Genomic DNA, 15327 nt, shown 5'->3' on the forward strand with positions numbered 1-15327 from the left:
TAACGTGTGGAGGGAATTGCTGCTATTTTACAGGAATTTCGGCTCAATGAGTCCACATTTCGAGGTATTGCTGCACAGCTACATCATTTTAGGCCCTTTTGAGCGAAGTCGAAGAGAAACGGGTGAAATTACTGCAGTTTTACTGGATTCCCTTTCTGGTGAATTCGTCCCTATCGAATTGCTGTATTTATGCAGGATTTTGCCTACCGAATCAACGTGTCTTGAGAAACCGTGCAGTTTTGAGGACTTCGCCTATCGGATAGACATTTCATTGTGCAGTTTTCAGGCACTTCGATCAGAGCGATTGAAATCAAAATTTTTCTACTGAGAGATAAGTCCTAATGAAGTGTCCAAAAAATCCTTGGACTTTCTCAACAGCCTGAAAAGCGCATTATTTTCTTCGATTTTTCGCTTTATATCTATTGCGTAGGAGAAAATTGATGCCGTTGTGCAGGATTTCCTGCAACGAAATAAACGCCGTATGGGAATACTGCAATTTTGCAGTTTTTCGGCAAGTCTAGCTTGGAAAATATGAGGGGCTGTCTCACTATAGCTAAAAAATGCTTCGGAGACGGCCCCTTGCGGATAGGATTAGATCACTTTTTTAAGCTTGCGCACGTAATTCGCGCGGATAAAGATAAAGTAGATAATCTGAATCGCCAGGAACGAGCCAAGGACAATCGCGGATTCCTTCACCAGACTCATGCTGAACGTGTTCTGCAGCGAGTTCAACGCGACCGCGCCGTGTACGATAGCGACGACAATCGGAACGAAGAACAATAACCCAATCTGGGTGGACACAATCTTCGACAGTTCCCCTTCCGTCAATCCCAGCTTGCTGATGGCGCGATACTGCACCGTATCCTGATCCAGATCGGAGTATAACCGCAGGTACAGGAAGCTGCCGGCTGCGACGAAGAATACGGCGCCGATGAATAGTCCGGACAAATAAATCTGGCCGAAGCCCTGATTCACATCGTTCAGCATCAGCGCTCTGGCGCCGAATAAATAATTGCCGTCCGGGTCACCCAATTGCTTGTTCAGCTGCTTCGCCACGGCCAGCGTCGACTTCCAGTCCTCGATCAAATACGTATAGATCATGTCGTCTCTCTCGGACCCAGGCAAGCCCTGGAACGCCGCGTCGGACAAGACGATGACTTTGCGTCCGCCCACATTCTGGGTGATCTCTTCCGGCATCGCTTCGTTGGCTGTCACCGCGAACGTCTTGTCCGCAGCGAGAGCAACCGATGTCTCCTCGCTTTTCTCCTGCTCAATGTTCATCGGATTGACCTGATAGAATAGATGCGCTTCGTCGTCACGCAGGCCCAGATTCGTCTTCATCAGTTGATTGTAATCAGAGACGCTAATCACCTGATAGGACTTCTCCGTCTTCGCATCCTCCACGAACTTCGCCGGGAAGACGACAGCCTCATAGCTTATCCCCGCCTTGTTCAGAGACTGCTCAATCAGCTCGGCATGCTTCGCCTCCAGCTTGTTGCCCGAATGTGATTCATATCTCATGACCGGAGAGCCGGATGTAGACATATTGGTGAACACGGCTTTCAGGCCAACGAGCGTGCCGATTGCCGTGAACGCGACCGTCGAGATAATGGCGACGAGGAAGAACATGCGGGCATTGTCCTTCATTCGATAGGCCAGGTCCGACAATGTAATCAGATTGGTGCCGCGGCGATACAATTTTTTCGTCTTTAGTCTGTTAATGATGTACACGCTAAGCTGCGTGAACAGGAAGTAAGTTCCGATACTTACGACCGTGGCGACAGGCAGCAGCGCGAAAATAACGAGAACACCTTTGACCCAGAATGCAACGCCGTAGCCTAACGCCAGCAGGAAGACCGCCAGGAAGGCAAGCCAGCGGGACGCCTTCGGCTCCGGCTTCGGCTTCACCGAACCCTTCAACAGGTCGATAAGCGAGCTGCTGCGCAAAATCGACGCGGTGAACAGCGAGATGATCAGGAACAGCAGCACGAACGCCCCGCCTGACATCGCGATCGCCTTCACCGGGAAGTAGAAGGACAGCGGCTGCTCCAGCGTAAGGACCGAAGAGCTCATCAAGAGCAGCCATTTCGATAGGGCGAGTCCCGCTCCGATGCCAGATACGGTTGCGCCTAAGCCGATAACAATATTTTCCGTAAAGACGAGCCGTCTCAGCTGCATATCGGACATGCCGTGCATAATGCAGATGCCGAATTCTTTTTTGCGAGATTTCAGGAACGAACTCATCGAATATAAAATGAAGAAAAATGTAAAGAGATAGATGATGTATTGGGCCACATCCATCCCCGCTTGCGCGCCTCGGCCGTAATTGCCGTTGCCGCTGAAATCGAGCGCCGGATGCAGCGCCAGCATCGAATAGACGAAAAAGATCATGACGGAGAACGCGCAGCTGAAAAAATAGCCGGCGTACAACCGTTTGTTGCGAAATACGTTTTTAAGCGCGAACTGGCGAATATTCATCCTGCGTGCCTCCTATTGACGACAAGATTTCCATGATGCCTTGGAAAAAGATCTGGCGGCTTCCCGTCTTGTGCAGTTCCTGATACAGCGTGCCGTCCTTGATGAAGATGACCCGGTCGCAGTAGCTCGCCGCCTGCGCGTCATGCGTAACCATCATCATCGTCACGCCTTCTTCCTTGTTCAATCTTTCCAGCGTCTGCAGCACGTCCTGGGCGGATTTGGAGTCGAGGTTCCCTGTCGGCTCATCGGCCAGAATCAGCCTCGGCTGGTGAATGACCGCCCGCGCGATCGCTGTGCGCTGGCATTGTCCCCCGGAAATCTCGTAGGTCCGCTTATTGAGGATGCTAGTAATCCCCAGCTTCTCGGCAATCGCATGTACCCGTGCATCCTGCTCCTTGATGCCGATGCCGTCCAGGGCGAGCGGGAAAATAATGTTCTCCTTGACCGTCAGCGTCTGCAGCAGGTTGAAATCCTGGAAGACGAAGCCAAGCTCGCGCCGGCGGAACAGCGCCAGCTTCCGCTTGCTCAGCTTGTTCATCTGCTCGTTGCCGACATAGACTTCGCCGGAGGTCGGCTTGTCTATCGTGGAGACGACATTCATCAGGGTCGTCTTGCCGCTGCCGGACGGCCCCATCACGCCGACGAATTCACCCGTGTTCACCTTCAGATTCAAATTGGTCAGCGCCTGATAAGACTGCTTCCCTTCATATACTTTGGATACGTTCCGTACTTCCAGCATGTGTAACTTGCACGCTCCTTCGCAATCGTTTTGTTACTGTTACTGTAAGCCGAAATAGGGAATCGAGCCATTCTTCTTCCTTACGCCAAGCTTTCGTTATTGTAACAATTGGCTTTCATCCGTCTTTATGAGCAAAAAGGAGCATGTCTCCGCATGGACATGCTCCGTCTGGCATCGCTATATGAATCCGAATCGTTCAAAAAGCAGTCGTTGTCATCTATCCTTCCGCTTCGAGCGGCTAAGCGACAAGCCCCCGAATCCGCCGAGCAGGGCAAGATAGAAGCCGAGATCATACCACCACCCTGTGTTGTACCCTTCATAGATGCGATATTCGCCGTTGATCGCGCCGAGGATAAGCGAGAACAGAGCAATCCAGCCGTGCCAAATGCCCCAGAAGAATCCCGCCGGGGGGCAGTCGAATCAATCGTATCGGATGACCTTCTCCGCCGAATCTGGCTGTTGGACCCGGGGTGCCGCCAATCGCAAAAAGCGTTCCTGTCATTGCTTTTACTCCTAGCGTATGGTATGATAGGTTCCCATTTTCCAGAAATACCATCATTCTTAGGAGGTAACTGAAAGTGACTGACACGTTTCAAAGTGCCTATCAAGAAGAGCAGCACCATCTTGATGCGACACTCCGGGATATCCGGAAGCAGTATGAAGCACTGCGGCAAATTCCCGTCTATACGGGAGATGATTTTACCGAGCAAGTGTTGGAAGATGCTCGCGAGCAGCGCCGGCAGCGTCTGCAGCGGGCGGCGAGAGAGCCGTATTTCGGCCGCCTCGATGTCCGGGAAGGAAGCCGCGAACAGGTACTCCCGCTCTACATCGGGAAGCAGGGGGTCGATGCCAGCGAGAGGCGGGAGCAGCAAGCCTCCAAGCCGGGCGCGGATCCTTACCCGCTCGTCATCGATTGGCGCGCTCCCGTCGCCAGCCTGTTCTACTCCTTCACGGGCGGATTGGAGCCCGCCGCCTACGACGCGCCAGAGGGGACGCTGACAGCGGAGGTCCACTTGAAGCGGAACCTCGTGATCCGCAATGAGCAGCTTCTGCGGGTGGTCGATACGTTCGACCGCGAGCAGGGAGAAGAGAGCGTGACCGACGAATTCCTCGTCTATCGCTTGGGCGAGAACAAGGACAACAAGCTGCGCGACATTGTCTCGACCATCCAATCGGAGCAGGATGCGATCATCCGCGCGCCGAAGAACAAGGCGCTGTTCATCCAAGGGGTCGCCGGCAGCGGCAAGACGACCGTCGCACTGCATCGCCTCGCCTACTTGCTCTATCAATATCAAGATCAGATTCATGCCGAGCGCATGATTATTTTTGCGCCGAACCGCATGTTCCTTGACTATATCGGGGAAGTGCTGCCCGAGCTGGGCGTCGGCAATATCCAGCAGCGCACCTTCGCCGATTGGGCGCTGGAGCTGACCGGGCTGGAGGAGCGCGTACAGCTCGCCTCGCCGATGGACGAGATCGAGCAATGGTACGGCTCCCTCGCGGAGCGGCCGCTCGATAGCAGCGGCAGCCCGGGACGCTTCAAGGGCTCGCTGGAATGGATGCGGCTGCTGGACGAGTTCGTCCAGCATTGGGTGGAGCGTGCTATACCGGAGGAAGATTTCGTCCCTTGGGACGGCAGCTTGCTGCCGCACGCGACGATCGCGCACTGGTTCCAGCAGGAATACCGCTCCTATGAGCCAGCCAAGCGGCTGGAGCGCGTGTCCGCCCGCATGCAGCGCTGGCTGGAGATGGAGCTGAAGCAGGAGCTGAGCAAGTCCCGCCTGCAGGAGAAGAAGCGCAAAGGCTCCGCCAAATTAAAATCGTATCTGAAGCGCTGGTCCAAAGCCGAGGTTATGGAAGTCTACAAGCAGCTGCTGCAGGACGATGCCTATGCCGGGCACCTCCCGGCATCCGTAAGGAAGCAGACGTTGGCGGGCTTGAAGCGCGGCATCGTGAAGCAGGAGGATGTGGCCACCCTCGTCTGCCTGCACCTGCTGCTTCATGGCGTAACCTCCGCCCAGCGGTTCGATCACATCGTCATCGACGAAGCGCAGGACTTCTCCCCGCTTCAAGTCGCCCTGCTCGATCGGCTCGCGAAGAGCCACTCGTTCACGATATTGGGCGACCTGTCGCAAGGCATTCATGCCTATGCCGGCATCGAAGACTGGCAGGAGATGCGCGACGCCTTCGCCGGCGAAGACACGGCATATCACGCCTTGACGCGAAGCTACCGTTCGACGATGGAGATTATCCACTTCGCCAACGCGATCCTGAAGCGCGGCGTGAAGAAGACCATGCTCGCCGAGCCGGTATTCCGCAGCGGGAACAAGGTCCGCATACGCTACGAAGCCCCTGAGCAGGCCGCTTCCTGGGTCGCCAGCGAACTGGATCGCCACCGGAAGCAGGGCTATCAGACGACGGCCATTCTGACCCGCACGACAGAGGAAGCGCGCGAATGGCATGAGAGGCTCCGAGCGCTGGGCACCGCAGCGCATCTCATCGACGGCCGGCAGCAGCAATATTCGGGCGGCATCTCGGTCCTTCCGGTCTATCTGTCGAAAGGGCTTGAGTTCGACGCCGTCATTCTGCTCCATGCCAATGACACGCATTACGGCATGAGCCCGCTGGAAGCGCGGCTGATGTATGTCGGCTGCACGCGCGCGCTTCATCAGCTGACCCTGTGCGTAGACGGCGCCATCAGCCCGCTGCTCCCGCAGTCAGATGATGAATGGACCGTGCACGAGCATTCATAAATAGCACAAAGGCCGTCCCGAAAGAAGGAAGATTCTCTCATCGGGACGGCCTTCACACAGCCAAGAGCTATCCAAAGCTCTTGGCTGTTTTGCGTTAAGCGGAGCCGGGCACAAAATCGGCGCTACCGGAACAGCCGCACCTGCTTGAATTGCAGCACGCAGGTCGTCCCTTCGTCCGGCCGGCTGTAATAGGAGACCTTGCCGTTCATCGCCTTCATCAATCCGATGACGACCATCAGGCCCAAGCCGGTCCCCTTCTCCTTCGTCGTGTAGAACGGCATGCCGATGCGCTTGATCTGACTCTCGCTCATGCCGACCCCAGTATCCTTGATATGGATATGGACGCCTTCGTTGTCGGACCATGTCGTCACGGTCAGTTCGCCGCCGCTTGGCATCGATTCAACGGCGTTCTTCATAATGTTCAACAGGCATTGCTGCAGCTTCTTCGACTCCCCCGACACGTAACGCGGACATTTGGTCAGATGCTGGGTGTTCACCTTCACCTCGGACAAGGCGCACAGCGGCGCGATCATGGCGACGACATCATCCACCTCCTTCTGAACGTGAAGCGGCTGTGCCAGCTCGACGACAGGCTTGGCATAGTTCAAATAATCGGTGATGATTGCATTGGCCTGCTCGATTCCCGCTACGGCATGGCGGTGATAGTTCTCGAATTGCCCGGGGGTGAGATTCTCCTTCTTCATCAGTTGGAGAAAGCCTTGGGATGTGGTAAGAGGGTTGCGAATCTCATGGGAGATGGATGCGGCCAGCTGCCCTACGACCTGATACTTCTCGGCGCGGAACAGCTCCTCCCGCATTTTTTCCTGGTTTTTGACATGATGATAAATATAACTGACGTACATCGCCGACAAATACGTGCCGACCACCGCCACTCCCGCATCGATGCCAGTCAGATGCTCCCACTGGGTGAAGCATAGCAAATACCCAAGCAAATAGGTCGTCGTCAAGGTGACGGCCAGCAGGCAAATCTGCCAATAGGTGCTCTGAAGCATATGCCGGTAATGGAAAAAAAGGCCCATCACGAGCAGCAGCGTCGAGCCGACAGCGGTCGCCAGCACATTCTCGCCCAGCAGCAGCACGGTGATCACATTGAAGGCAAGCCAGGTGACGATCCCGGGCAAAAAACCTTCGAACAGCGCCGCCAGCGTCAGCGAGATCGGCGTCAGATGAATGCCGTACACGAACGGATGTATCTTTTCATAGCGAATATAGAAATACGTCAGCACCAGAAGGATGCCGATGAACAGCATCTTTCTCCGGTAATTGGCGAACATGAACTGCGGCGTGATCAGCAAGAACATCAGACAGGCGGACATAATATACAGCAGTCCCTTGAATTCCTGGGATAGTATCGAATCGATCAAAGTTAACCGTTCCTTTCCGAACGTATTAGCTGCCATTCGCCGTACGCGCGAAAGCGACTTAACCGATTATTTTCCCGTTCCAGGGCAAGCCTTTGTGGAAGCGGGCTCGATCGTTGGAACGCCAAGCCGACAGAATCGGGTAGTCATACATGTCCCATATTTTGCAGGGGGGCGCATCGGAGCCGGCGCGCTCCAAAATGCAGTTGACGGCCCGGCGGGCGGCTTCGTTCGCGCTTTCCATCGTAGCCAGATCCGTATTCGTCCGGACATAGTCGGAGGCCAGGAACAAATTCGGAATCGCCGTGTAGGCGTTCGGCCGCAGATTCCAGGTGTTCACGTGGTTCACGAGCAGCGGCTCCGCATTGGTCGCCCGCCCTTCTTCATATTGAATGTCTTCATCCAGATTCCACTCCACGAGCATATCGTCGGACAGCACGATCTTGTCCTGATTCAGACTGCGCTTGATCTGTTCCCACACCTCGGCCTTAATCTCCTCCCGCGTGCATTCCATCGCCGGCTTCCCGTACAGGATACCCGGGACCTTCCAATCGGACACATCGATCGAGATAATCCCCCGCACCTGACCGTTGCCATAATCGCTTAGCCGGTATTCGGGCCAGAACTGGGCCTGCGAGACCGAGGTCAGCGCCCAAGGGCTGTCCATGTAGATGACATGACCGTGAATGATCGGAACATCTTCCTTGAGATAAAATTGAACGCCGTTCATCCATTCCACATGCGTGGCCAGCTCGATTAACCCGCCCAGAAGCGGATCGCCGGCAAGCAGCCCTTCATTGAGAAGTCCGGCCATCACTTCCACAGGCAGCGCGGCAATGTAATAATCCGCGGTCACCCGTCTGGACTGGCCGTTCTCAGTTACCGTGACGCCCTGGATCCTGCTGTCTTCGCAGTGAATATGCTCCACCTGGGCGCCGAAGCGGTAATCGACGCCCCTCTGGCGCAAATAGTCCAGCCACGGGGTAATCCATACATCATTCGTCGGCCCGTTCAAGAGCCGATCGGCACTGCCTCCCGGCAGCACCATGTCCAGCATAATCGTCGCTCCGACCGTGCCGACGGTGCAAGCGTTTACTTCTCTGGCTCTCGCCGCGACCAGAATGCGCGTCAAGCCGGTAAAGATGTGCCGGAATTCCGGGGACTGCTTCTCCGCCTGCAGGAAATCCCACCAGGAGACGCGCTGATAATCGAGCAATCTGCGCTCGTCACAGCTGGTCAACACCTTCCATAGCGCAGACACATAGTGGTCGATATCATGCTCGCTGAGTCTGAGATTGTTCCTGAAGAGAGATTTGAGTAAAGTTCTCCATCCGCTGATGGACTGGGGGAATTCGGTCAGAAATGGCTGCATTGGCCGGTCGAAAAACGCAAGTCCCAGATTCGTTCCTTCGATGAGGTTATCATAGACGCTGCGGCGCCCCCCCTGATACGGGATGCGCTTCATCGTGTCCGTGACATGCTTGTAGAACTTGGGGAAGAAGCGGAATCCGTGTTCAGCCGGCAAATCCCGGCGTCCCTCTGTTCCCGTTCCCGGCACGGGCATGCTGCGCGCCTTCCCTCCGGGAATGCGGCGCGACTCCAATACCGTAACGTGAAATCCGCGCTCCATTAGCTCCTGCGCGGCACTCATGCCGGCGATCCCGCCGCCCAGCACGACAACTGAAGGATGTACTGATGCTACCATCTCAGCGCCTGCACTCCTGTTCTCTATGAAGTTTAGGAAAAACAACTAATATCATCTTACTATAGAAAGCTTATTTTTCAACATATTTCCACATTTTTGCTAGAGTAAAAGGCATAAATAAATTCAGCACCTCCTGATCAAACTGGACGTGAGGTTTTCCGTCATGTTCCCATGTTCGTCCTTCATGCGCATGCAACTCACAATCCATGCATATGACAGCTTCACTTCGCGTTCGGAACTGCGCTAGCGTTTGGCGTTTCTTTGCATATCAGTTCGTCAGACGTTGCCGGAAATACCGGTCAATTTGAATCATTCATTTGGGTACGCCGCAGAAATAAGCGCCGCTCCTCTTCCATCAGCGGAAGTGGGCGGCGCTATAGCTTAATGATGTAGCGAACCGATGGACAATACACGAGTACGAATATCGGTACTTGCTCAACATGCTGAAGGAGAAAAAATGACTTCCGGGAAGCATGTCTGTGCTGCACCCTGCCGAACTATGTCGATCCCACTCGCACAAAATAGGATGGAGATATCTATATAGTCCTCTGTTCCGCCAAGAACAATGAGTGCCTGACACCTACTGCTCCTAGTTCTCCTGTTACTCTGCTGATAAGTTTTTGTCACATGTTAGTCGGCGACGCGCCGAAGGTATGCACATACATCCGCCTAACGGCGAAGAGCACGGCATAATAAATGGCTACAATGATGACCAGCACCAAAACAAATGTATAAATACTGTAGATTAACGGAATAAAATCGTTCGTATTAAGCGAAACCATGTTGAGTATATATCTCACAACCAATAAAGAGATCGGCGTAAACACGCAATATGAAACGGTCACAATAGCAATATATATATTCAACAACATATTGGCTATCTCCCTATCGCTGTACCCGATCATGCGGAGTACCGCCATGTTAGCTTTGTTCTCTTCTACCGTTATCAAAGCGACGAGCCACACCATGATGACCGCAATGACACCGCCGATGACCTGATTCAGGACAGCGCTCAGTTGCGAGGAGGACGCCTGATCCTGCATTTCCTTGCGCATGCTCTCGGTGGATATGACTTTGCTGCCCTCTTCCTGCCGCGCATCAGCCCCAAGCGAATGCGTGAACGAAGCGTTATAAATATCCGGTGAAATGCCGAGAGCCTTCGTCAACTGCAGCTTATCCATATAAACGGCCGCCGGATCTCCATTAGAACAGAAGGCCGCAATCGGAACGGCAACTTCCTTGCCGCCGAAAAGGAGCTTGATGGTCGAGCCGATTTGCAAGCCGTATAATTGCGCCTTGGAAACATGCACGATGGCTCCTTCCTTCAGCTTGGCATTCATCTCCCGTCCGCTTCCGTCCGACAATGTCAGCCACTGATCGTCGCCATCGAATGCCAGCAGATTGACCGTCGCTCCCGCCCGCTTGCCGCTGCCTTCGTCCCACGCCATGCGCTTGTTCTTCTGCAAATAGTAATCATTGCGGCTCCCATCATGCTGGGAAATCCTTGCTTCCGCATAATGAATATCGTATTGGTAGTGAACTCCGCGGAATCTCTGTTCTACCGCAATGGAGCTCGACTGATTCAATGACAAGCCCATAATAAACAGGATCGACGACAGCAGTACCGTAATGCCAAGCATAACGATCATTTTCAGACTTCTTACAGACATTTGCAATTTAACTCGCCAAATGAAAGGCAGACCAGCCGTTGCGCGGCTTACCCACCTGGTAAGGAAATTAACGTGTTCCTGCTTCTGCCTGGCGTGAAGCATCGCAGCCGCGTCGCCGTTCATGATCCGAGCCAGCATCCAATAGGATGCCGCATTGAAGCCGATCATGATGACGAGCACACCCGTCAGCAAGGAAGAAGCATCAAGCTTCTTCGGAAAGGCGGGCATCACATATTGGGCCTGAAACTGCTGGAGGAGCAAGTCGCTGGCAAAATACGCGAGAAGCAGACCCAGAATAACTCCAGCCGCACATAGCGCCGCATGAATGGCGACGTAGGCCTTACGGAGCTGGGCGCGCGGATAACCTAGCGCAATCAGACATCCCAGTGATTTCTGTTGCTGCCGCAAGCGGCGATTCAGAAAGATGAGAAATACCCCTGTGCATAACAGCGTCAAGATAATCAAAAATATGACCGCCATCCCGGAATTGGAAGCCGCGCCCTTCGCCAGTTCCGTCGCCTCGGGATTATCTTGAGCAGGCAGGAAGGAAGCAAAGCGTACGTCCTCTGCCATTTGACGGATTACGTCTTCTTTATATACTCCATCTCGGAAACGTCCGCAAAAATAATGAAATTCCTTGCCGTTAATCCTTTCATATTGCTTCGCGGACACGATAATATGGACAGGACGTTCTGCGTCAGCCGCATATCGCCGCATTTGTTCGGGAAGTATGACAGTTCCAGTAACGGCGTATGTCTGATCCCCGATTGTCAGCCGATCGCCGACCTTCCACGGCTGCCCCGTACCGGCATGTAAGGCAACGGCAATTTCGCCGTTGTCTGCGGGCATCCGCCCTTCTACGACATGAATCCGATTCACGCTCCGCTCGCTGACATCATCGTACCAGCGATAGAGAATTCCTTGATCGACGTTCTCTTTATATTTCACCTCCGCTGCATCGAATCGATATTCCTCGCTCAAGCGCACAGCTGCCGCAGCTTCTTCATCCGGCAGTCGCAGCATGCCGGTATCGATCAGGTTCTCCAGTCCAAGCGAGTCTAACTCTTGCTGGGATATGGATGCCCTCCGTGCAAGCTGCCGCAGCTTCTCTCCCTCCAGCAGCACGGCCAGATTTGGGCGGAAAGCAAAATGCTCCTGGCCGCTTGCTCCGGCAAAGCGTTCGTATTCCGTGCGGATTCCGTCCGAAGCATATTGAATAAAGAAATAAATAAAGGATGTAGCCACGATGAGGAGAAGCATAAGCCATACCTGCAGCCGATGCTTCAACAAATCGCGCCACACTAACCTCATTACGTTTCTCATGAATACACATCCCCTGCAATGATGTTACCCCCAACTGATTTCCTCGGCCGAAAGCGGATGATCGTTCACTTCTTCGGCAATCAGTCGGCCGCTATTCAGCCTGATAATGTGCCGGGCCATTTTCGCGATTCCGAGATGATGCGTGACGAAGACAATCGTAATACCGTATTTTCGCTGCATATTTTGCAAGCAGTTCAGCACCTGCTTTCCGTTCGCTTCATCCAGAGCGCCCGTCGCTTCGTCGCAAAACAGCACCTCGGGCTTTTTGATCAATGCCCTGGCAATCGCTACCCGCTGCTGCTGGCCCCCGGACAGTTCATACGGGAACCGGCTTTTCAGATGATGGATATTCAATTCCTTCGTGAGTTCATCCAAGTTGAGACTATCCACGTTCAGATATTGCCCGATCTCAATATTTTCTTGAACCGTCAAATTCGAAATCAAATGATACTGTTGAAAAATATACCCTGTATGCTTCCGTCGAAATTCGACCAATTGCTTATCCCCATACCGGGAAATAGGCTGTTCGGCAAAATAAATTTCTCCCGCATCCGCCTGCTCCAGGCCGGACATCACGTTCAGCAAAGTAGACTTGCCGGAGCCGCTCGGACCAAGCAAAGCGACAAAATCGCCTTTTGTAATGCGGACGGTAATCCCGTCGAGCGCCCGAACCCGGCTTTCCTTTTCGCCATATGTCTTGCTGACATTGTTGACTGTTATTAAGTCCATTTGATTATCCCCCTTCGTAACCATCGACCGCCGCGTGCTTGGTCTTGCTGTCTGTCAGGTACAACGCCACAAGAGCCGCGCTCGTCAATACGAGCAGGCCGCTAACGACGAAGAAAATGGGGAACACGCCGTATAAGTCGATCAACACCCCGCCCATCAAAGGGCCAACGATCGTGGCAAATGTGCTGAGGCTGCCGATAACTCCGAACACGCGGCTCGTATAAGACTCCGGCGTCAGCTTCTGAGCCATCGATTGGAAAGGAACAAATACGAGCGCCGCAAAACAACCGCCGAACAGTCCTAACGCAGGATACCATATCCACTTCCCTGACAATTCCCATTGCGTGAACAGGGTAATCAACACAAAAGCGACGCCTGCCCCGAGGCACCCCAGGGACATATAGGCAATTGCGCCGTTTATTTTCGCTTTGGACAAGTAAGCGGCGACCGCCAGCGTTCCGAGGCCGATCGCTCCCATGACGATGCCGAACAAGGACGCCGGAACGTCGGACATTTCGCGCATCAGCACGACGAGTTGGGTATCCGTCAAGGTCAGCACAAGCATGGCGACGCTGAATGCAATGGAGCTATATAGCAGAGCCGGCGTGTTCCGTATGAACGTTAATCCGTTTTTGAACAAAGAGACGAACGATTCCTCGCCCTTTCCGTCCTGTTCCTCCGGGATCGACCGCTTTGATAATCCCAGCAGCAGCAAGGCCGAAATGAGGAAAGACGCGGCGTCAATATAAAAGGCAAGCTTCACGCCCGTCACCGCCACCAGCACCCCTCCGACCGCAGGCCCGACAATTTTGGATCCGTAGTCGATGATCGTCGTGATGCCGACCACCTGATCCATCTGCTCGTTAGGGACATATTCCTTCACCTTTCCGTTCTTGGCCGGAGTAAACATCGATTCGAAGGTTCCTTTCAGGAAGAACAAGCTGTACAACACCCAGATTTGATCCGTGAATGCAATCGCGAGCATGATGACGCAGCGAGCAATATCCGAAAATATCATGATTTTCTTGCGGTCGAATTTATCTGCCAACACGCCCGTGAGGGGACCGAAGAGAACAAATGGAAGCCCTAAAGACAACGTGACATATGCCATTTCCATCGGGGAGGCTTCCATTTGAAAGCCGAACAAGGCCAGTATAGCGAGCAGGGATATTCCGTCTCCCAAAGCGGAAAATAGCTGTGCGGATAATAAATACACTACATTTTTATTGCCGAACAAACTCTGTTTCGCTGCTTCCATGCAGACCGCTTCCCCCCTTTTCTCATTTCGCTTCCTTCACTGGATGGGATGAGCGCTGAGCCGATTTGCGCAGCTTTGCCAGAATCGCGGCATACCCCGCACTGGCCGCAAGGCCGAAGACAAATATGCACACTCCCGCCCACAAGAACGTCGCGCCGATTCCGAGCCATGCCACGCCCATTCCTCCGAAGAGGGGCCCCAAAATATACGTAAGCGCCATGACCGTGCCGAATTGCACCATTTTTGCGCGAGCGGCAGCCAATTGACCGAGCTTTTTCAGATAAAGGGAGAAGCCGATTTGCCAACATACGCCGCCGGCAAAAAACAGTCCCAATAGCCAGGCCACGTCCATGTGCCGGCTCATGGCCCACGTAACGGCAAGAAATACGAGCGCCAACCCTGCCGAGGACAGGCTTATCGCCTTGAAGGAGGGCTGGACTCCGGATGTTGCCACCCGCATCCGAACCAACAGCGTGCCGAGACCTGCGGCAGCCATCACATAAGCCACGATCGCGGCATTATCCCATTGGTAGATGTCGCGGAACAACACGACCAATTGTGAATCGCCGACCGTGACGAAGAAGGACATCGCCGCAAGGATAATGAGCCCCGACATCAGGTATGCGCGAACGGATGCGTCCGGCGCCTCGCCTGGATGCTGCACGTTCCCGTTGTCCTGGGCCGGCTCCTCCCTGCTCGCTTCCCCCGCTCGCGCAGGTCTGGACAGAAAGGCTGCGGGAATGGCAGTAACGGCATAGGTAACGGCGGCTATCCACACGGTCACCTGCGGTTGCCATACCATCACGCTTAATCCGGCAGCCAGCGGCCCGGCGCACTTGACGATCGCCACCAGCCATTCGAACCGATTGTCAAGCGCCGCATATAGCTGCGGAGAGGTCATCCTCCGCAGCAATACCTCCTGTCCGTTAACAAAGCATCCGATGAGCAAGCCTTTGATGAGGATCAGCGCGATTGCCGCGGCAAAAGACGCCACGTATAAATGAAGGACCATGATCATCCCGCTCCCCCAAGCAGCTCCCATCATAACCAGTACATTCCGCTTCTGAATCCGTCCGCTTCCCATTGCTGTCGCCAGGGCCATGGAACCCGAAAAGCTCATGATAAGAATCCCGAGCTGGATGGGCGTGGCGGCATGGTAAAAGCCCCAGTAATTCAGCATCGACACCAGATCGATCCACACGGCCACGTTAAAGATAACAGCCGACCAGAACAGGATGCGGGCAACGGCAGACGGCGTATCGTTTGTTCCCATAAAGACACGCTCCCCTT

General features: G+C 54.1%; 9 protein-coding genes. 1 reads left to right on the forward strand and 8 read right to left on the reverse strand.

Features of this window, described 5'->3' with window-relative positions; translation table 11 throughout:
- Window positions 1-591: 591 nt before the first annotated feature.
- Together FLT43_RS06660 and FLT43_RS06665 are read right to left on the reverse strand one after the other, a co-directional pair.
- A complete protein-coding gene (locus FLT43_RS06660; RefSeq protein ID WP_087442447.1) occupies window positions 592-2478 on the reverse strand; it encodes an ABC transporter permease in 1887 nt (628 codons plus the stop codon).
- The gene (locus FLT43_RS06665) at window positions 2453-3217 is read right to left on the reverse strand and encodes an ABC transporter ATP-binding protein (protein ID WP_087442446.1); all 765 of its coding nucleotides are present in this window, start codon (window positions 3215-3217) and stop codon (window positions 2453-2455) included. The genes FLT43_RS06660 and FLT43_RS06665 overlap by 26 nt, the downstream gene beginning before the upstream one ends.
- 578 nt (window positions 3218-3795) lie before the next feature.
- Between FLT43_RS06665 and FLT43_RS06675 the strand changes: the two genes are divergently transcribed.
- Window positions 3796-5970: a HelD family protein gene (locus FLT43_RS06675; protein ID WP_087442445.1), complete on the forward strand. Its 2175-nt coding sequence runs from the start codon at window positions 3796-3798 to the stop codon at window positions 5968-5970.
- A 122-nt stretch (window positions 5971-6092) separates the two neighbouring features.
- On the opposite strand, the gene FLT43_RS06680 is transcribed toward FLT43_RS06675, so the two are convergent.
- The 6 genes from FLT43_RS06680 to FLT43_RS06705 form a co-directional block, all read right to left on the reverse strand.
- Complete coding sequence (locus FLT43_RS06680) at window positions 6093-7391, reverse strand: sensor histidine kinase (protein ID WP_244951372.1); 1299 nt, start codon at window positions 7389-7391, stop codon at window positions 6093-6095.
- A gap of 22 nt (window positions 7392-7413) precedes the next feature.
- Entirely contained in the window at window positions 7414-9057 is a 1644-nt protein-coding gene (locus FLT43_RS06685; RefSeq protein ID WP_087442444.1) for a hydroxysqualene dehydroxylase, read from the reverse strand.
- A 623-nt stretch (window positions 9058-9680) separates the two neighbouring features.
- A complete protein-coding gene (locus FLT43_RS06690; protein WP_087442443.1) occupies window positions 9681-12050 on the reverse strand; it encodes an ABC transporter permease in 2370 nt (789 codons plus the stop codon).
- Between the two features lie 24 nt (window positions 12051-12074).
- Complete coding sequence (locus tag FLT43_RS06695; RefSeq protein WP_087442442.1) at window positions 12075-12779, reverse strand: ABC transporter ATP-binding protein; 705 nt, start codon at window positions 12777-12779, stop codon at window positions 12075-12077.
- Window positions 12780-12783: 4 nt separating this feature from the next.
- On the reverse strand, window positions 12784-14037 hold the full coding sequence (locus FLT43_RS06700; protein ID WP_087442441.1) for an MFS transporter: 1254 nt from the start codon (window positions 14035-14037) through the stop codon (window positions 12784-12786).
- 22 nt (window positions 14038-14059) lie between these two features.
- A complete protein-coding gene (locus FLT43_RS06705) occupies window positions 14060-15310 on the reverse strand; it encodes an MFS transporter (RefSeq protein ID WP_087442440.1) in 1251 nt (416 codons plus the stop codon).
- Window positions 15311-15327: the final 17 nt, after the last annotated feature.

It is taken from the genome of Paenibacillus thiaminolyticus, from assembly GCF_007066085.1.
GTDB classification, from domain to species: Bacteria; Bacillota; Bacilli; order Paenibacillales; family Paenibacillaceae; genus Paenibacillus_B; species Paenibacillus_B thiaminolyticus.